The sequence below is a fragment of the Gilliamella sp. Bif1-4 genome (assembly GCF_001690535.1).
GTDB classification, from domain to species: Bacteria; Pseudomonadota; Gammaproteobacteria; order Enterobacterales; family Orbaceae; genus Gilliamella; species Gilliamella bombi.
In genome coordinates, this window is the sequence record NZ_LZHC01000062.1 from 18967 (window position 1) to 39165 (window position 20199).

Consider the following 20199-nt stretch of genomic DNA (forward strand, 5'->3'; position numbering starts at 1 on the left):
ATATGCGTCAACAGCAGCAAAAAACATTTATTAGCCATGATGGCTGTCAGTTATTCTATCGCTATTGGCCTGTGGTTGATAGCAAAGCTAATCAACCACAAGCAATAGTCATTTTTCATCGTGGGCATGAACATTCGGGGCGTGTTGCACATCTTGCTGATGAATTAAATTTACCTGATTATCAAATTTTTGCCTGGGATGCTAGAGGCAATGGCCAATCAGAAGGCGAGCGAGGTGATGCTCCTAATTTTGCAACGTTAATTAAAGATGCTAACTGTTTCATTGAACATATCATGCAGGAGTATAACCTTCGTCAAGAAGATATTGCCATTATAGCCCAAAGTGTTGGTGCTGTTATTGCTTCGGCATGGGTACATGACTATGTGCCAAATATTCGTGCCTTAGTATTAGGCTCACCCGCTTTTAGCGTAAAATTATATGTGCCATTAGCGGTGCAAGGATTGAAATTACTCTATAATTTGAAAGGTAATTTTTTTGTTAATAGTTATGTCAAACCTAATTTATTAACGCATGATTCAGAACGAGCAACTTCATTTACAAAAGATCCATTAATCACTCGACCTATTTCTGTACGCCTTTTGCTTGATTTGTATTCAGTGTCAGATCGTATTGTTAAAGATGCAAATGCAATCACTGTCCCAACACAGTTGTTAGTTTCTGGATCGGATTATGTAGTAAGACGTAAACCACAAAAACAGTTTTATGATAATTTGGGTACACAACAAAAAGAATTTCACATTCTCACAGGGTTTTATCATGATACATTTGGCGAAAAAGAGCGAAAATTTGCCATCGCACGTGCAAGGCGATTTATTATTGGTTGTTTTGCCAATCAACTTTGTGTACCGTCATTAGTTAATGCTGATCTTGTAGGATATACTAGGCAAGAAGCAGATAATTTAACGATGCCTCCATCGGGTTTAATTAAACCTATATACTGGAAGTTTATTAAAGCCAATTTAAAATATGCCAGTAAAATATCAGATGGAATTAGGCTTGGTAGCGATACGGGGTTTGATTCGGGTAGTACGCTTGATTATGTTTACCGTAATGAACCATCGGGAACATCAAAACTGGGGCGTTTTTTTGATTATGTTTATTTACAATCTATAGGCTGGCGAGGAATTCGACAAAGAAAAACACATCTTGAAGAATTATTAAAACTAGCTATCAATAAATTATATGATCAGAACTATCCTGTCGATATTGTTGATATAGCAGCTGGGCATGGGCGTTATATTTTAGAAACGATTAATCAAATTGCCAATAAACCCAATTCGATTTTACTACGAGACTATAGTGATATTAATGTGCTTGCAGGTCAAACATTAATAGAAGAGAAGGGTTTAGTTAATATAGCACGTTTTGAAAAAGGCGATGCTTTTAATCGTGAGCAACTAGCCCAATTATCTCCTAAACCAACTTTAGCCGTTGTATCTGGTTTGTATGAGCTGTTTAGTGATAATCAGTTGATACGTAACTCGTTATCTGGCCTTGCTGAATCAATACCTGAAGGGGGATATTTAATTTATACCAATCAGCCATGGCATCCCCAATTGGAATTTATAGCAAGAGCGTTAACATCACATCGTGATGGTCAACCATGGATTATGCGAAGACGAACTCAACGTGAAATGGATCAGTTGGTTGCAACTGCTGGGTTTAAAAAAATAACAATGCGTATTGATCAGTGGGGGATTTTTACTGTATCGCTAGCACAACGAATTAGATAATGGATAAAGTAAAACTAGGATTTAATAAACTAACTATTTATAAGTTTATATGGTTAATCTGTTTAGCTATTTTCTTTTTTACTAGCTATAATTTTGCCAATTGGTTTACATCTACACGTAGTGATGTAGGAAGTATAGTTTTTAAATGGGAGCATTCAATTCCATTGTGGCCTTGGTCTATCGTACCTTATTGGTCGATAGACCTTATGTATGGGCTAGCAATATTACTTGTTTGCTCTTATCGAGATCTAAAAATACTTTGTCTTCGGCTTTTATCGGCTCAGATCATTTGTATTATCTGTTTTTTGATTTTTCCGCTTAAGTTTTCTTTTGAGCGTCCAACATTAGATGGATTATCGGGATTATTATTTGATATTTTGATGGGATTTGATAAACCCTTTAATCAAGCGCCATCGCTTCACATTACATTATTGGTTATTTTATGGCAATTTTATGCTAGCTATTTTCGTAATGTGTGGCGCTATATTTTACATATTTGGTGTTTATTAATTGCTTTATCTGTATTAACAACTTGGCAACATCACTTTTTTGATGTCCCTACTGGGATCGGAGTAGGGTGTTTTTGTATTTGGTTATGGCCCGATGAAGGGCTATCACCAATAAAAAATTACCAATTACCTAAGCAATATATTTGGAGTAGCGTCTATTTTTTACTGTTCGCATTATCCTTTTCTATTGCTATTTACTTTTATTCGTGGGCATTGTGGCTATTATGGTTTTCTGTTACATTTTTATTAGTTTCAGTAAATTATTTATTAGTTGGTACAATCGGTTTTCAAAAACAGACTAATGGAAATTTTAATCTTGCAGTTACTATTTTATATCTGCCTTATTTTGTGATAATGTGGATTAATTCACGATTGTGGACATTTAAAAATAAGCCGGTAGATTTGATTTGTGATAATGTTTATTTAGGCAAAATACCTTCTAATAATACTTTGTGCACAGATCATTTTTCCGCAATTGTTGATCTTTGCGCTGAATTACCAATTCCTCATTTTAATGGCCATTACAATCTGATCCCTGTATTAGATATGACGCCACTGACGATTGAACAATGTCAGCAGGCAGCCGAAATTATTAATCAGCATTACAAAAAAGGCAAATTATTAGTTTGTTGTGCTTTGGGATATTCACGCAGTGCTACCGCTATTATTGCTTGGCTATTATTAACTAAAAGAGCATCAAACTTAGATGAAGCAATAAGTATGGTAAAAGAACGCCGTCATACAATTGTTATTACAGCCAAGCAACGAATAATTTTGTTAGACTGGTTTTTACAAATAAAAAAAGGAAGTCAGTATGTTAAATCATGATGAACCCAAAAAATTTACAACAGATTGTCAAACATCACTTGTGACATTTTGTAGTTTACTGACTATCAGTTTATCAATTGGTTTATTATTGTTATTTTTCACTATTACAGCATTATGCTTTGGATTGATCTCTAATTGGATGATTAACAATGCTTTACCATTAACCTTATTTTGTTTTGCTGCTTTTATTATGGGACTGATTGGGATTTATTACACATTACGAATTCAGTTTGATAAACAACTGTTTAAATATTTGTCTACTCGCAATAAACAACTCGCCAATACACTTATTGAGTTAGATAATGCACTGTTAACCCTTCATTTAATTAAGTCCAATCAGTTAACAAAACGGACTATCATTGAACGCCAACAAGGTGCGTTAAGGTTGTTTAGAAAACAAATAACATTACTGATTATACAAATTATATTATTAATAGGAGCATGGTTTAGTGGCATTATTCAATCTTGGTAATTCAGTTAAAGTAAAATTGGTTCATATTTAACAGCGGACAAGTAATAAGGAGAAAGGAATATGCCTAATTATCAAAATGATACCTTATTATTATTTGCTGGTATTGGTATTTTACTTGTTATTGCCTCTACTGTAGGTTGGCTATTAAAACGGTATCTTCGTAGCCCAAATAGGGTAATTGATAATCTTATCACTCGAATTAATGCATGGTGGGTAATGGTGGCTGTTATAGGTATTGCATTTTTGATAGGAAAATTTGCTATAGTTTTTCTGTTTTTTGTAGCATCCAGCATTGCATTACGAGAGTTCTTAATTTTAACGCCTGTTAGTCGTTATGATTCTTATGCATTGATATTTGCCTATTTTATTGTTTTACCTTTGCAATATATTTTAGTTGCTATGTCTTGGTATGGATTATTTAGTATCTTTATTCCTGTTTATGGCTTTTTATTATTAGCCATTTTGGCGGCAATAACCGGCTCAAGCAATAATTTTTTGGAGAGAACGGCTGAAGTACAATGGGGATTAATGATTACAGTCTATAGTATTTCTTGCGTACCAGCATTATTAATATTACCAATCGACAATTATCAAGATCGCAATCTTCTTTTGATTGCTTTTTTAGTAGTGGTTGTAGAGCTTTCAGACGTGTTGCAATATGTGTTTGGGAAATTATTCGGCAAACATAAAATTAGCCCAAATCTATCACCATCTAAAACTCTTGAAGGATTTATTGGAGGAACCTTATCAGCAAGTTTAATTGGTGCGTGCCTATTTTGGATAACACCTTTTAGTTTTATCCAAGCAGGTTTTATTTCACTCATGCTTACATTATTGGGTTTTTTGGGTGGCTTGGTTATGTCGGCCATCAAACGAGATAGAGGCATAAAAGATTGGGGAAATTTAATTAGTGGTCATGGTGGTGTACTCGACCGTTTAGATTCTGTTTGTTTTGCCGCACCGATCTTTTTTCATCTTGTACGTTATTTTTGGGTCTAACTTTAATATTAACTTTAAATAAGCAAACTAGTTTATCTAAATTATACAAATTCACATGCAAAAAAAGAGCAAAATCGTTTAATTTATGATATAAATACAGTTATAGTTTTAACTTTAAAATATAAATAAGGACTTTATTATGTTAAAAGAGCAAATGGTAGTAAAAAATTCAACGGGCTTGCATGCTCGCCCTGTAACAACGCTAGTTAAATTAGCTGGACGTTATAAATCATCAATTGAACTTGTTTATAATGATAAAACAATTAAATTAAAAAGTATGATGGGGTTACTTGGTGCTGGCGTTAAAGGTGGTTCAACTGTAGAAATCATCTGTGATGGTGAAGATGAACAAGCAGCAATGGACGAAATCCGTGAATTATTTGCAACTGGTTTTGGTGAATAATTAACTTAGTTAATATAAGTTAACTTAAAATCTTTTAAAAATCTCGTCGACTTTAGTCGACGGGATTTTTTTAGGCATAACTAAATACTTTTAAGTAGACCTGTTTAAAAAGATTTTAAATTAATCTTTAATTATTGAACTTAATTCTTTATGATCAATTGATGGTAATACTTTAGAAAAACCTTTAGTTAGATAAGTTAAATAAATAAATCCAACCGCTAACCAAACTAAACCAACAATCATCGCTGTTGCATCAAGACTGGTCCATAGCCATAACGAAAGAAAAAATCCAATTGCTGGCAATAATCCATATTTAAATAGCATTGATGCTGTTTTTGCATTATTACCACCCAGGTGGCTTTTGAGCACACATAAGTTGACGAAAGTAAAAGCCACTAACGCACCAAAACTTATCATTGAAACCACTAAACTAAGATCTAATACTAATGATAGCAATGAAAAGCTGGCAACAAAAATAATCGATAAGTAAGGTGTTCTAAAGCGTGGGTGAATCTTATAAAAGATTTGTTTAGGTAACACACCTTCTCGACCCATGGCATAGAAAATTCTAGAGACACTGGTTTGTGCAGTCATTGCTGAAGCAAAAACACCTGTTAAATAAGCCGCTTGGAAGAAGTTATACATAAAATCCCCCCCTAATTGGCTAATATCACCAACTCGACGAACTACGTCTAAACTTGCAGTATCTTTATTATCTATAAAATCCTGCCATACGGGATAAGCTAAGTGAGCACAGTAAGAGACAACTAAAAAGATACAGCCTGCAATAAGAACTGTCCATATAATCGCTCTTGGTAGTGATTTTTGTGCATCATTAGACTCTTCTGCTAGGGTAGCAATGGCATCAAAACCTAAAAAGGCTAGGCATAAAATTGCTGCGCCAGAGAGCAAACCGTTAAAATCACCAGCGTTAACTTGCAGAGGCTTTATCATCGTTTCTGGAGTTAAACTCACATTGCTTAAGGTTAAAAAGATAAATAATCCAATAAAAAAAATCTGAATGATAATCAATGTAAAATTTACTGAATTAATTAATTTAATACCTAAATAGTTTAATAAGCTAACACTACACAATGAACCAAGTACAAATACATAAGCAGGAATACTTGGAAATGCTTCATTAAGATAAATACCTAATACCAAATAATTTAATATTGGTAAAAATAGGTAATCAAGGATTTGTGCCCAACCTACCAAAAAACCAACTTTTCCACCAAAAGTACGTTGTACATAAGAATAAGCAGAACCAGCAATAGGTAGCTTATTTGCCATACGACAATAGCTTAATGCAGTGAAAAAAATCATGGCAAGGGTGATGATATAGGCTATAGGTAAGTGTCCATTACTGGCAACAGTGACTTCCCCATAAGTGGTAAAGATCCCTAAAGGAACCATATAAGCTAAACCAAATGCAATTAATGCAGGTGTGGTTAAAACTCGTTTCATTTTTATTGCGGACATGACTTACTTTGCTCCTCTGTCCCAAAAAACAATAAAAAACTACTAAGTATAGTTTTGCCTTTTTACCCGCTTAAAGCGGCAGGGAATTCTGCCATATTATAATAATTATGCAAGCTAATTTTTTGTAAAAAATATTAAAGCGGGCAAATTATAAATTTTAAAGTATATTAGCTGTTAATTAAGACCTATTTAATTTAAACGGGTTAGTTAAAACTTTGAATTTCTATTTTTACATATGAGTAGCAACAGAAATACTAATTTAACAAATCAGTTTATAAAATAAGTATAGATTATTGTATTGATCTTTAGTGGAATTATGAGGTATGGTCAGGAGCTATATGGTATGTGATTGATATGTTTATCGGAGTATTGATTATTGCTGCTATCTTACATTTCACAAAAACGACAGCGGGGAAACAGAAAAAGCAATTGAAGTTGATTAATGCTTGAATAATTATTTATGCTACACCATTAATAATTATTGATGTAGCAATTTTGACATAAAGAATTTAAATTTTAAATTACGTTTGTTGATAAACCGTTTTACCGCCAACAATAGTTGTTAACACGTTAACGTTTTGGATATCATTAGTTGGTATGGTAAATGGGTTGCGATCTAAAATAATTAAATCAGCAAATTTACCTTTTTCAATTGAACCAATATATTCATCTTGATTTAATACATATGCAGCATTGATAGTAGCACTACGCAATACTTCAGTAATGGTTAAATTACGATCGCTGTCTAATCGTGGATGATCAGCATCAATTTGTCGAGTCATAGCAATTTGGAAATCATACCATTCGTTTAAAGGATCAATTGGCCAATCGCTACCAAATGCACAGTTTACACCAGCATCAATGTATTGCCCGTGCGCTTCTAATCCATTATAACGTTCTGGACCAAATAGAGTTTGATACTGCTCAACCATTGCTGAACTACAACCAGCCCACTGAAAAGAAAATACTACGCAAGCATTTAATTGTTTATATCTGGCAAACTGGTGTGTTGCGCTTAGTTCGTTATGTGCAGTGCTTGGACGGATATCTGCATCAGGTAAGGCTTTTCGCATTTTTTCAATAGCGTCAAGTACTACTTCAATTGCCCCTTCACCAACAGTATGCATATGTGGATGAAAACCTGCTTTTGCGGATTCAAGTATTAATGCATCTAACATTTCTGTGGAATAATAAAGATCTCCGTAACGATCTTTTTCGTTTTCTAACTGATATGGTTTAAGTAATCGTGCAGTCATCAAAGGTGCTTGCATTACGCCATCTACAAATAACTTAGTATGTGATATTTTAATGCCTGGTTTAGGTTGCCAGTTTTTATCATCATAACGAGCGGCAAACTGTTTTACTTTCTCAATGACATTTGGAATATCGGCAATTGATGACACATCATCAGGTGGCAATTCCCGTGCGCCGAACAGGCGGATAGAAAGCCCATCTTGTTGCTGTAGTCTTAAAAAGGCATCTGCTTGAGTTTCAGTAATTCGAGCATCCATAACAGCAGTAACACCTTGTTTATTTAATTCTGCTTGCGATAATTTAGCAATATTAAGTGCTTGTTCATCTGTTAGTTTAGAAATACTATCAAAAGCACGCATGGCTGGCGCATCTTCTAATATACCATTTAATTCGCCGTCATCAGTACGACCAATTTTACCATCCGATGGTTCAGGAGTGTTTCTATCTAAACCAAATTTTTCTAATGCTATACTGTTAGCAACCAAAGTATGGCAATCATTTGAAAACAAAATAACAGGGCGTTTTGTATTGAGTTTATCAAGATCGAAACGAGTAATATCTGTACCAATTGGTAACACTTCTTGACGTAACCAACCACGGACTTGCAACCAATTAGCGTTATGATTGGGATTATCTTTATCTAAATAGTCTTGAATAATAGCTAAAGTATCATCAATAGTTAAACTTTGATAATTTAAATTACACGATGATAATTGCATGCCACCCCAAAAGGTGTGTAAATGTGAGTCAATAATGCCAGGCATCATTGTTTTGCCTTGCAAATCATAAATTATTGTATGATTATCAACATAGTGACTGTTATTTATTTCTTGCGTGGAGCCTGTTGCAATAATATAGCCATTTTCAATTGCGATAGCTTCACACACGCTGTCATGCTTGTCGGCAGTGTAAATATAGCCATTAATATAAATAACATCAGCTTTAGCCATTATGTAGGATTCCTTAAATAAAGATCGAAATGAAAGGCTCACGATAACAGATTTATAAAAAATTTGTCAAACGCAATAATTTTCTTTATTGTGTGAGCAGATTATGCTAAAAATAGCTATTTAGTTACAGCGTCACAAGGTGAACGGATGAAATATCAACAGCTAGAAAACCTTGAATGCGGTTGGAAATGGAACTATCTAGTTAAAAGGCACTTAGAAGGCGAGTTAATTACACGCTATATTGAAAAAAGCGCTGCGCAACATGCGGTCAATGAGTTATTGTTGTTAGAACATAACCCAACTGGTGTTGTTGATTGGATAAAACAGCATTTAAACCCTGACTTAGATAATCGCCTGAAGCAAACTATTCGTGCAAGGCGAAAGCGTCATTTTAATGCAGAACAACAAAATACCCGAAAAAAATCCATTGATTTGGAATTTTTAGTCTGGCAACGATTGGCTAATTTAGCTAAACGCCGTGGATGCACGTTGTCACAAACCATTACTCAACTAATTGAAGATGCAGAGCAGAAAGAACAATATGCAACGAAAGTATCAACAATTAAAGATGATTTACTATCACTCCTAGATGTAAATATTGATAGTAAATAATACAAACAACAGAATAGAAAGGTTTAATTATGGGAAAATCCCTTGTTATTGTCGAATCACCAGCTAAAGCAAAAACGATCAATAAATATCTTGGTAAAGATTTCGTGGTTAAATCAAGTGTAGGTCATATTCGCGATCTACCTGTGAGTGGTAGTAGCCAACGAGCTGAAAAATCAACAAAAGACAAAAAAGATAAAGCAGATAAGAAAGTTAAACGTTCAGAAAGACAGGTCTTGGTTGATCGGATGAGTGTTGATCCATATAACGGCTGGAAAGCGCATTACGAAATTCTACCAGGTAAAGAAAGAGTAGTATCCGAACTGAAAAAACTGGCTAAAGATGCTGACATGATCTATCTCGCAACCGATTTGGATAGAGAAGGAGAAGCCATTGCATGGCATCTTAAAGACGTGATAGGTGGTGAAGATAGCAAATATCGTCGTGTTGTTTTTAACGAAATTACCAAAACGGCGATCAAAAATGCTTTTAATGAACCGTCGATGCTTGATATGGATCGTGTTAACGCCCAGCAAGCACGTCGATTTATGGATCGGGTAGTTGGCTTTATGCTATCGCCATTACTTTGGAAAAAGGTTGCTAGGGGGTTATCAGCTGGTCGTGTACAATCTGTTGCTGTACGCCTTGTTGTTGAACGTGAACGCGAAATTCATGCTTTCATTCCTGAAGAATACTGGGATCTGTTTGCTGATTTGAACACGAGTAAAAATGAGCCATTAAGTTTGCAAGTTACTCATTATAAAAACGAAGCATTCGAACCTAAAGATAAAGTTGCCATTGATATTGCGCTAGCTGAACTTAGTAAAAACCAATATCAAGTAACTAATATTGAACAAAAGCCAACTAAAAGTAATCCAACAGCACCTTTTATTACCTCAACTTTACAGCAAGCAGCAAGTACTCGTCTTGGTTTTGGTGTTAAAAAAACCATGATGTTGGCTCAAAGATTATATGAAGCAGGTTACATTACCTATATGCGTACTGACTCGACCAATTTAAGTCAGGATGCGCTAGCGATGGTACGTGATTATATCGGTAAAAATTTTGGCGATAAATATCTACCAAAATCGGCTAATGTATACAGTAGTAAAAAGAACTCGCAAGAAGCGCATGAAGCGATTCGCCCATCAGATGTTACTATCTTAGCTGATAATCTGAGTGATGTTGAAGCTGATGCCGCTAAATTATACCAACTAATTTGGCGCCAATTTGTAGCTTGCCAAATGACATCGGCTGAATATAACTCAACAACAATTACGGTTAATTCAGGTGATTTTACTTTAAAAGCCAAAGGTCGGACATTGCGTTTTGATGGTTGGACTAAAGTGCAGCCACAGCTAGCCAAAAATAATGAAGATAAAATATTACCATCACTATCGATAAACGATAAGCTTGATTTAATTAACTTAAATCCAAATCAACATTTTACCAAACCACCAGCTAGATATAACGAAGCATCTCTTGTTAAAGAGCTTGAAAAGCGAGAAATTGGGCGACCATCGACTTATGCAACCATTATTTCGACAATTCAAGATCGTGGTTATGTGCGTTTAGATAATCGTCGGTTTTATGCTGAAAAAATTGGTGAAATTGTTACCGATAGACTTAGTGAAAACTTCAATGATCTAATGAGTTATGATTTTACAGCACGTATGGAACATGCTCTGGATGAAATTGCTCATAAAAAACAAGAATGGCGTGAAGTGCTTGATCAGTTTTTCAGTGACTTTAGTCAGCATCTTGAGGTTGCTGAACAAGCACCAGATAAAGGTGGAATGCAGCTTAATCCATTGGTGCTAACACCTGAAATTAAATGTCCAAATTGTGGGCGTGAAATGGGTATTAAAACTGCCGGTACCGGTGTATTTTTAGCTTGTTCAGGCTATGCGTTGCCACCTAAGGAGCGTTGTAAACAGACCATTAACTTAATTCCTGAGCACGAAACATTAAATATTCTAGAAGAAGCTGAAACAGCAGAAACAGATGCTTTAAGAGCCCGTAAACGCTGTCCAAAATGTCACACGGCTATGGATAGTTATCTACTTGATAATGAACGAAAACTACATATCTGCGGTAATAACCCGATTTGTGATGGTTTTATTGTCGAAAAAGGTAATTTTAAGGTTAAAAGTTATGAAGGACCAATTATTGAATGCGAAAAATGTGGTTCAGAAATGCATTTAAAATCAGGGCGATTTGGCCTATATATGGGCTGTACTAATTCTGATTGTAAAAATACGCGTAAGATCTTAAAAAATGGTGATGTTGCACCACCAAAAGAAGACCCTGTTGATCTGCCTGAACTAAAATGCACCAAGTCAGATGCACATTTTGTATTACGTGACGGTGCTGCGGGTATCTTTTTGGCGGCGCATAATTTTCCAAAATCAAGAGAAACACGCGCACCTTTGATAGAAGAGTTACAACGTTTTAAAGAGCGCTTGCCCGAAAAATTCATTTATTTGACCGAAGCACCAAATAAAGATCCTAATGGTAATCCATCAATTGTTCGTTTTAGCCGTAAAAATAAACAACAATATGTTACTTCTGAAGTTAATGGAAAATCGACAGGTTGGATGATGCAATATGTAGATGGCAAATGGATCAATAGCAAAAAGTAGGTAGGCACGTCTGAATTTTGTTAAAAACTTTCAGGAAAGTATGCGTTTTAGTATAAAGTAATTATTTTTTTGTGCTAGGCTGTGAAGTGACTTACCTTAGCAATTCTTCCTTTTGTAATGTTATTAAAAAGGAAGAAAGGCATACAGTTAAAGGAGCGTTTGAGTGTTATGAAATTGCAACAATTACGCTATATTGTTGAGGTCGCAAATAACGACCTCAATGTATCGCTAACATCCGAAAAACTGTATACCTCTCAACCCGGTATAAGCAAACAAATAAAATTATTAGAAAACGAGCTCGGCGTTCAGATATTTACTCGAGCGGGTAAACACCTTTCTCAAATCACACCGGTTGGTGAAAAAATCATTGCTCTTGCCCGAGAGATCCTCAATAAGTCCAATGATATTAAGATTATCGCCAAAGAGTTTAGTCAACCAAATCAAGGCTCATTAACAATTACCACTACCTATACTCAAGCTCGTTATACATTGCCAGTTGTGATTCAACAGTTTATGCAGCAATATCCAAGTATTATATTGCATATGGAGCAAGGATCATCCCCTCAATGTATTTTACAAACTCAAGCAGGTCTAGCTGAGTTTGCTATTGTGACCGATATCTCACAGCTTAGCGATGGTATGATTGCCTTACCTTGTTATCACTGGAACCAAGCTGTGATTGTAATGAAAGATCATCCGCTTACCAAAAGTAAATTAATTTCGATTGAAGAGCTTTCAAAATATCCGTTAGTTAGTTATGATTTTACTAATGATGGTTCAGATTTAAATCAAGCTTTCTTGCGTGCTAACCAATCACCTAATATTGTTTTTAGCACAACTGATGCCGAGTTAATTAAAACTTATGTTAAATTAGGTGTTGGCGTTGGTATTGTGGCAAAAATGGCGGTGATCAATACTTCAGATGACGATTTAGTTGTACTTAATGCTGGACATATTTTTCCTTACAGCACGACCTATATCGTTTTTCCTCGCTCATTATATTTACGCAGTTATATGTATGATTTTATCAGTCAGTTTTCGCCTCATTTGAATCGACAAGCTGTTGACAAACTTATGTTATGTGAAAACAATTCCGAAGTATTAACGATGTTTAACGGAGTAAAATTACCGGTTTACTAATTTATTCTATCTTTTTTATGAGAATAAAAAATTGAAACAAAGTGCGACATAACTCGCACTTTGGATGGATTATAACTATTCATGTCTTGCTTTTAAAATACCAATGACATCTTGTAAAGACAGATTCTGGTCTTGTAGTAAAACTAATAAATGATAAATTAAATCGGCAGATTCATTTTTTAGTTCCTCGCTGTCATGAACTGTTGCAGCAAGGGCTGTTTCAACGCCTTCTTCTCCCACTTTTTGAGCTATGCGCTTAGTGCCGTCATGATACAGTTTTGCGGTATATGATGATTTAGGATCGGCATTTTTACGCCCTGCAATTATCTGTTCTAATTCAAATAAAAATCCCCATTGGGTTTTAGTCGAAGCAAAACAACTTGTTGAGCCGGTATGGCAAGTTGGGCCAACTGGATCAACTAAAATCAATAATGTATCATTATCACAATCCGTTGAAATACTCACAACATTAAGAAAATTGCCAGAAGTTTCGCCTTTTGTCCAAAGGCGCTGTTTGGTTCGTGAATAAAAAGTGACTTTGCCGCTATTTTGTGTTTGTACTAACGCTTCTTGATTCATATAGCCAAGCATTAAAACATCGCCCGAAGCATAATGCTGAATAATGACTGGCATTAAATTATCCACTTTTTGCCAATCCAGTTGTTGTAATTCTAATTGGGTATTGCAATTTTGCGTTAACATAATCGAATATTTACTCCATTTTGTGCCAAATATTGTTTAAGTTCACCAATATTAATAATTTGTTTATGAAAAACTGAGGCAGCTAATGTTCCATCAACTTGTGCTTCATTAAATACCTGTAGAAAATGCTCAATAGTACCAGCACCGCCTGAAGCAATTAGTGGCACGTTGCATACTTCTCGAACGGCGTTTAGTTGAATAATATCATATCCATTACGAACGCCGTCTTGGTTCATCATATTAAGAACAATTTCACCTGCACCAAGTTTTTGTACCTCCTGTACCCAGTCGAGAGTGTTCCATTTTGTGGCAACGGTACGTTTTTCGTCACCAGTAAATTGATAAACATGATAATTGTTTGACTGTTTGTCATACCAGCTATCAATGCCAACTACAATGCACTGTACTCCGTAACGATCTGCAAGCCGTGTAATTAAACTAGGATCAGTAAGAGCAGGGGAGTTGATCGAAATTTTATCAGCTCCAAAGGTTAATATTTGACCTGCATCTTCAACCGTTTTAATACCACCAGCAACACAAAAAGGGATATCAATCACTTCAGCAACTTTTGCGATCCAACTTTTATCGACAACACGCCCATCTGACGAAGCGGTGATATCATAAAAAACGAGCTCATCTGCGCCTTCTTTAGCATATCTTTTTGCTAAGGGGACTATGTCTCCAATAATTTCATGATTACGAAATTGTACACCTTTAACCACTTGTCCATCGCGAACATCTAAACAGGGAATTATTCTTTTGGCCAACATGAAATTGCCTCCTGAACTGTAAATTTTTCTTCAAGTAAAGCACGGCCAACAATGACACCTTTAACACCACTGTCTTTCAGTGCTTTGACATCACTCAATTGACCAATTCCGCCAGACGCTTGAAAAGCAATCTCTGGGTATTTACGACTAATTTCCTGATACAACTTAACGTTTGAGCCACTGAGTGTGCCATCTTTGGAAATATCTGTACACAATACATGCCTTAAGTCATAAGGAAGGTAATCATCAATCACTTGTTCTAGTGTCTGACAGGAATCTTCTTGCCACCCATGAATAGCGACATATTTATTTCCTTGGTTGTCAATGCGGACATCAAGAGCCAATACTAGCCTTTCTGCACCATATTTTGAAAACCACTGTTTGACCAATTCGGGTTGCTTAATAGCTGTCGAACCAATTACTATGCGAGCAGCGCCGGCAGATAGCAATGATTGTATATCTTTTTCAGTACGAATTCCTCCACCAACTTGAACCGGTATTTGCACACCATTAATCAGATTTTGTATTAGCAAAATTTGGCGTTTTTGGGGATCTTTCGCACCTGTCAAATCAACAAGATGTAACAGTTTAGCACCTTGTTTTTCATAATCCTGTAAGCGTAAAAGTGGATCGTTGCCATAATCACGTTTTTGCTCATAATCACCTTGATGTAATCGCACAACAAAACCATCGATTAAATCAAGTGCAGGAATGATTATTGGAAAAGCTGTCATAGTTACATCTCCAAAAAGTTTTTTAGCAATTTTGCACCGGCTAAGCCAGAACGCTCGGGATGAAATTGCACGCCGTAAAAGTTTTCTTTTTGTACGGCTGCGGTAAAGCTTTCGCCGTAATTGGTTTCTGCTATTGTTGCTGAGCATAATGGCATCGCGTATCCATGTACAAAGTAAAAATAAGCATCATCAGGAATATCTCGAAATAGATGATGACCGGCTTTAGGTGAAACCTGATTCCACCCCATATGTGGTAAAGGTAAACCACAATTAGGAATTTCTCTAACTTTTTCGTGAATAATTCCCAATGTGTTAACATGTCCTTCGGTACTATAATCGGCTAAAAGTTGCATACCAAGGCAGATCCCTAATACAGGTTGAGTACAGACTTTGATAAGTTCAACTAAATGACGCTCTTTTAATTTTTCCATTGCTGAACTTGCGGATCCTACTCCAGGTAAAAACAACTTATCTGAGCTGAGCACGATATCAGGGTCAAGGCTAATTATTGGATCATAACCTAATCGTTGCACGGCATATTTGACTGAAGATAGATTAGCACAGCCAGTATCGAGGATGACAATCTTCATTTATAGTACTCCTTTTGAGCTTGGTAATCGGTCATTTTCAATTTTGATGGCTTGTTTTAATGTTCTAGCAAAAGCTTTAAATAAACTTTCTACTTTATGATGATCATTATCGCCTTCTGTTTCAATATGCAATGTAATAGCCATAGCATAACTTATTGAGTAAAAGAAATGTTCTACCATTTGTGTGCTCATATCGCCAACTTTAGGGTGAGTAAACTCTGCTTTAAATTTTAAATAAGGGCGTCCTGAAATATCTATTGCACATCTGGCCAAACACTCGTCCATAGGGATAACATAGGCATAACGGGTAATACCACGTTTATCACCGAGTGCTATTTTTAGTGCCTCTCCTAAAGCTAGTCCAGTATCTTCTATGGTATGATGATCATCAATATGTAAATCACCATCAACTTGGATATTGAGTTTAATTCCACCATGAGTCGCAATTTGATCGAGCATATGATCAAAAAAACCAATTCCAGTATTAATTTGACTACCTCCTTGGCGATCAAGCCACACTTCAACAAGTATTTTAGTTTCTTTGGTATTGCGTTCAACTTTTGCATAACGATCTTTAGTGGTTAATCGTTGGGCGATTTCGTCCCAATTTAAATTTTCAGGATGATATCGTAACCCTTGGATTTGCATGTTTTTAGCCAATTCAATATCTGTGACCCTGTCACCAATAACATAACAGTTTTGTTTATCTAATTTACCACTAGTAAGATATGGCAAAACTAATTGGATTTTCGGCTTACGACACTCACAATTATCTTCTGGAAAGTGTGGGCAAATTAAGACATCCTCAAAATTAACACCTTGCGATTTAAAAATCTGCATCATCAGATTGTGTGGACCATCAAAATCAGCCTGTGGATAGCTACTAGTCCCAAGCCCATCTTGATTGGTGACCATCACTAAATGGTATCCCGCAGTTTGTAGCTTGAGTAGGGCTGGGATCACATCAGGTTCAAAAGCCAATTTTTCAAACTGATCAACCTGAAAATCAACCGGAGGTTCAGTAATTAGTGTGCCATCTCGATCAATAAATAAGTACTTTTGTAACATTTTTGCTCCTATTTAATTGTTTTGAGCGCAGAAATGACTGCCTCGCACTCGGCTTGGGTTCCAATGGTAATACGAATAATATTTTGTTGCCCAATAGATCTACTTTGATCTCGTAAAATAATACCTTGGCGCCATAAAATATTAAATACATCTTTATCATGTTGAAATTTAACACACAAATAGTTGGAATAACTTGGATAAACTTTTTCGACAATTGGCAATTGTCGAAGTAAATTGGCAAATTTTTCCTTTTGATTATTTAAATTTATCACATGTAGCTTCATGGTATTCACACCATCTTTACTCAATGCTTGAGCTGCAATATCAGCAACAGGAGTTGCTAGAGGGTATGGTGCAATAACCTTCTGTAAGGCTTCGATCACAGGTTTATTAGCAATGGTGAAACCGCAACGTAATCCAGCCAAAGCAAAGGCTTTGGATAATGTTCGTAAAATCACCAAGTGAGGATAGTCATTAAGCCAATTAACGACACTAGAATCAGGCGAAAACTCAATATAAGCCTCGTCAATAATGACCAAAGCACGATCTTTGGCAATATTAAGTAAAGCTTTGATATCATCAGAATCGATTAAATTACCGGTCGGATTATTTGGTGAACAGACATAAATTAGTTTTACAGTATCAATATTTTGTTTTATACCCTCAAGATCAAGCTGCCAATCAGAAGTAGTTGGCACGGTTTTAGTTTTAATACCTAATGTCTCAGCACTCACCTGATACATACCATAAGTCGGAGGGCAGTACAAAATGCTATCTTTTTCAGGCTCGCAAAATGCACGCATTAATAGTTCAATGGCTTCATCAGCGCCACGGCTAACAATTAACTGCTCAGATTGCACGCCTGCATATTGAGCATAACGCTTAATTACTTTTTCAGGCTGTGGTTCTGGATAACGGTTTAAGGTTTGAGCGGTCAACTCAAAATGTGGAGCAACGGGATACTCGTTAGCATTTAACCACACATCGCCTTGACCACCAATACGGCGCGCAGATTGATAAGGCGTTAATTGCTGAACATTTTTTCGAACTAATTGATTGATATCCATTTTAGCCACCTATTTTTGATTTGTTGAATTTAATACCGATAGACGAAGACTAACTGCTTGTTTATGGGCGGTTAGTTGTTCAGCCTCTGCCATAAGCTCAACGGCATTACCTATTGCTTTTAATCCTTCTGGTGTTAATTTTTGTACCGTCATACGTTTTTGAAAATCAGCAAGCCCAAGGCTAGAATATGTGGCTGTATAACCATAAGTTGGTAATACATGATTGGTTCCTGATGCATAATCACCTGCTGACTCCGGTGACCAATCACCCAAGAAGATCGAGCCAGCACTAGTAATTTGTTCAACTAATTCATCCGCATTCGCAGTTTGAATAATTAAGTGTTCGGGACCATAGCGATTGCTAATAGCAACACATTCATCTAAATCTTTAGTTACAATAAGGCGACTTTCTTGTAATGCTTTTTTAGCGATATTTTGGCGCGTTAGTTGCGTAAGTTGTTTATCGACTTCAATCGATACTGCTTGTGCTATTTTTTCATCAGGTGTTAACAAAATAACTTGTGAATCAGGACCATGTTCAGCTTGCGACAAAAGATCGGCAGCAATAAAAGCAGGATTTGCTGAACTATCTGCAATCACTAGTACTTCAGACGGACCTGCAGGCATATCAATGGCTGCGCCATCAAGGCGTTGACTAACTTGGCGTTTGGCTTCGGTAACGTAGGCATTTCCTGGACCAAAGATCTTATCGACTTTAGGAACCGACTTGGTGCCAAGCGCCATTGCGCCAATGGCTTGTGCACCGCCTAATTGATAAACCTCGCTAACACCACATAATTGTGCCGCATATAAAATTTCGTCAGCAATGGGCGGTGGTGAACATAAAATAATTTGACGACAACCCGCAATTTTAGCAGGTGTTGCAAGCATTAACACAGTAGATAATAAAGGGGCAGAACCACCTGGAATATAAAGCCCAACTGAATCAATAGGGCGCGTTACTAACTGACATTTTACGCCCGGCACTGTTTCGACCATAATGGATTGATAAGCTTGTGCTTGGTGGAATTTTTCAATGTTGGCAACCGCTAATTGCATAGCTTGTTTTAATTCAGGATTAACACGATTTGCGGCGGTTTTTATTTCTTCTTGTGTAAGCTTTATTTGCTCAATTTGAATTTTATCAAATTTGTTACTTAATGCTTTTAGAGCCTCATCGCCGTGCTGTTTTACTTGTGCCAAAATATCAGCCACTGCTTTGCTAATCGAATCCGAAGCATTAATTGCTGGGCGAGTAAGAAGTTTCCTGCGTTGTTCGTTAGTACATTGTTGCCAATAAGAGAGTTTCATATTATTACTCCATCATTTTTTCAATTGGTAATACAAGAATTGAACTTGCGCCCAATGCTTTTAATTTTTCCATTGTTTCCCAAAAAAGAGATTCACTACTCACCATATGTAGCGCAACACGATTTTGTTCGCCTGTTAACGGTAAAATCGTTGGATTTTCAGCTCCCGGCAATAGCGCAACAATATCATCTAACACCTCAGTCGGGGCATGGAGCATAATATATTTGGATTCACGAGCTTGAATGACGCCTTGAATGCGCGTCATGATTTTATCGATTAATGCCTGTTTTATTGGCGATATTTCGCCTTGACGTTGAATTAAGCAGGCTTTTGATTTATATATAACTTCGATCTCTTTTAGTCCATTGGCTTCAAGCGTTGCACCACTTGAAACCAAATCACAAATTACATCGGCAAGTCCAGCCCGAGGAGCGACTTCGACCGAACCATTAAGTAAGCAGGTTTTAAAGTTAACATTATATTGAGCAAGATAACGGCGGAGTAGGTGAGGGTAAGTGGTGGCAATACGCAAATCACTTAAACATTTTGGTCCTGTATACTCAAAATCACGAGGTGCTGCGATCGACAACCGACAGCCACCAAAATCTAAACTGCGCAATTTTTTAAATTGTGGATCTTCGCCTTCGGCCTGCCTATCTAATACTTCCTCCTCTAAAACATTTTCGCCGACAATCCCAATATCGACAACGCCATCAATGACCAGTCCGGGGATATCATCGTCACGAACACGCAAGATATCAATGGGCATATTTTCAGCAAAAGCGATCAAACGTTGTTCTTGAAGATTAATTTTAATACCACATTGGGCAAGTAACTTTTTTGATTCGTCACTTAATCGACCTGACTTTTGCATAGCAATGCGTAAACGCGAATTATCCAACATATCTTTCTCCA

General features: G+C 36.3%; 18 protein-coding genes. 8 read left to right on the forward strand and 10 right to left on the reverse strand.

Annotated features, from left to right (window positions below):
* Positions 1–2: 2 nt before the first annotated feature.
* The 5 genes from A9G25_RS09545 to A9G25_RS09565 all read left to right on the forward strand — a co-directional run bounded on the left by A9G25_RS09545 (position 3) and on the right by A9G25_RS09565 (position 4965).
* Positions 3–1754: a bifunctional alpha/beta hydrolase/class I SAM-dependent methyltransferase gene (locus A9G25_RS09545; protein WP_065626952.1), complete on the forward strand. Its 1752-nt coding sequence runs from the start codon at positions 3–5 to the stop codon at positions 1752–1754.
* Positions 1754–3091: a phosphatase PAP2/dual specificity phosphatase family protein gene (locus A9G25_RS09550; protein WP_065626730.1), complete on the forward strand. Its 1338-nt coding sequence runs from the start codon at positions 1754–1756 to the stop codon at positions 3089–3091. Before A9G25_RS09545 ends, A9G25_RS09550 begins: the two co-directional genes overlap by 1 nt.
* Positions 3078–3563: a hypothetical protein gene (locus A9G25_RS09555; RefSeq protein WP_065626731.1), complete on the forward strand. Its 486-nt coding sequence runs from the start codon at positions 3078–3080 to the stop codon at positions 3561–3563. The genes A9G25_RS09550 and A9G25_RS09555 overlap by 14 nt, the downstream gene beginning before the upstream one ends.
* A gap of 60 nt (positions 3564–3623) precedes the next feature.
* A complete protein-coding gene (locus A9G25_RS09560) occupies positions 3624–4562 on the forward strand; it encodes a phosphatidate cytidylyltransferase (protein ID WP_065626732.1) in 939 nt (312 codons plus the stop codon).
* Positions 4563–4701: 139 nt separating this feature from the next.
* On the forward strand, positions 4702–4965 hold the full coding sequence (locus tag A9G25_RS09565; protein ID WP_065613052.1) for an HPr family phosphocarrier protein: 264 nt from the start codon (positions 4702–4704) through the stop codon (positions 4963–4965).
* A gap of 120 nt (positions 4966–5085) precedes the next feature.
* On the opposite strand, the gene A9G25_RS09570 is transcribed toward A9G25_RS09565, so the two are convergent.
* Both A9G25_RS09570 and A9G25_RS09575 read right to left on the reverse strand, forming a co-directional pair.
* Complete coding sequence (locus tag A9G25_RS09570; RefSeq protein WP_065626733.1) at positions 5086–6447, reverse strand: APC family permease; 1362 nt, start codon at positions 6445–6447, stop codon at positions 5086–5088.
* A 521-nt stretch (positions 6448–6968) separates the two neighbouring features.
* The gene (locus tag A9G25_RS09575) at positions 6969–8651 is read right to left on the reverse strand and encodes an amidohydrolase (RefSeq protein WP_065626734.1); all 1683 of its coding nucleotides are present in this window, start codon (positions 8649–8651) and stop codon (positions 6969–6971) included.
* A 147-nt stretch (positions 8652–8798) separates the two neighbouring features.
* On the opposite strand from A9G25_RS09575, the gene matP reads away from it, so the two are divergent.
* The 3 genes from matP to cysB all read left to right on the forward strand — a co-directional run bounded on the left by matP (position 8799) and on the right by cysB (position 13042).
* Positions 8799–9263: a macrodomain Ter protein MatP gene (gene matP, locus A9G25_RS09580; RefSeq protein WP_034913031.1), complete on the forward strand. Its 465-nt coding sequence runs from the start codon at positions 8799–8801 to the stop codon at positions 9261–9263.
* Between the two features lie 29 nt (positions 9264–9292).
* Positions 9293–11902 carry a type I DNA topoisomerase gene (gene topA, locus A9G25_RS09585; protein ID WP_065626735.1) on the forward strand — a complete coding sequence of 870 codons (2610 nt, stop codon included), beginning with the start codon at positions 9293–9295 and terminating at the stop codon, positions 11900–11902.
* A gap of 168 nt (positions 11903–12070) precedes the next feature.
* Positions 12071–13042 carry an HTH-type transcriptional regulator CysB gene (gene cysB, locus A9G25_RS09590; RefSeq protein WP_065626736.1) on the forward strand — a complete coding sequence of 324 codons (972 nt, stop codon included), beginning with the start codon at positions 12071–12073 and terminating at the stop codon, positions 13040–13042.
* A 75-nt stretch (positions 13043–13117) separates the two neighbouring features.
* Here the strand turns inward: cysB and hisIE are convergent, their stop codons facing one another.
* Genes hisIE through hisG form a run of 8 tightly spaced genes read right to left on the reverse strand, consistent with a single transcriptional unit; the run spans position 13118 to position 20188 of the window.
* On the reverse strand, positions 13118–13744 hold the full coding sequence (gene hisIE, locus A9G25_RS09595) for a bifunctional phosphoribosyl-AMP cyclohydrolase/phosphoribosyl-ATP diphosphatase HisIE (RefSeq protein ID WP_065626737.1): 627 nt from the start codon (positions 13742–13744) through the stop codon (positions 13118–13120).
* Complete coding sequence (gene hisF, locus A9G25_RS09600) at positions 13738–14514, reverse strand: imidazole glycerol phosphate synthase subunit HisF (protein ID WP_065626738.1); 777 nt, start codon at positions 14512–14514, stop codon at positions 13738–13740. The genes hisIE and hisF overlap by 7 nt, the downstream gene beginning before the upstream one ends.
* Positions 14496–15233, reverse strand: coding sequence for a 1-(5-phosphoribosyl)-5-[(5-phosphoribosylamino)methylideneamino]imidazole-4-carboxamide isomerase (hisA, locus tag A9G25_RS09605; RefSeq protein ID WP_065626953.1), 738 nt, complete (start codon positions 15231–15233; stop codon positions 14496–14498). Before hisA ends, hisF begins: the two co-directional genes overlap by 19 nt.
* Positions 15234–15250: 17 nt before the next feature.
* Positions 15251–15838: an imidazole glycerol phosphate synthase subunit HisH gene (gene hisH, locus A9G25_RS09610; RefSeq protein WP_034913047.1), complete on the reverse strand. Its 588-nt coding sequence runs from the start codon at positions 15836–15838 to the stop codon at positions 15251–15253.
* Complete coding sequence (gene hisB, locus A9G25_RS09615; protein WP_065626739.1) at positions 15839–16906, reverse strand: bifunctional histidinol-phosphatase/imidazoleglycerol-phosphate dehydratase HisB; 1068 nt, start codon at positions 16904–16906, stop codon at positions 15839–15841. It lies immediately after the preceding gene.
* 8 nt (positions 16907–16914) lie between these two features.
* Positions 16915–17973, reverse strand: a complete 1059-nt coding sequence (hisC, locus tag A9G25_RS09620) for a histidinol-phosphate transaminase (protein ID WP_065626740.1) — start codon at positions 17971–17973, stop codon at positions 16915–16917.
* Between the two features lie 9 nt (positions 17974–17982).
* Positions 17983–19284: a histidinol dehydrogenase gene (gene hisD, locus A9G25_RS09625; RefSeq protein WP_065626741.1), complete on the reverse strand. Its 1302-nt coding sequence runs from the start codon at positions 19282–19284 to the stop codon at positions 17983–17985.
* 4 nt (positions 19285–19288) lie between these two features.
* The gene (hisG, locus tag A9G25_RS09630; RefSeq protein WP_065626742.1) at positions 19289–20188 is read right to left on the reverse strand and encodes an ATP phosphoribosyltransferase; all 900 of its coding nucleotides are present in this window, start codon (positions 20186–20188) and stop codon (positions 19289–19291) included.
* Positions 20189–20199 lie beyond the last annotated feature (11 nt).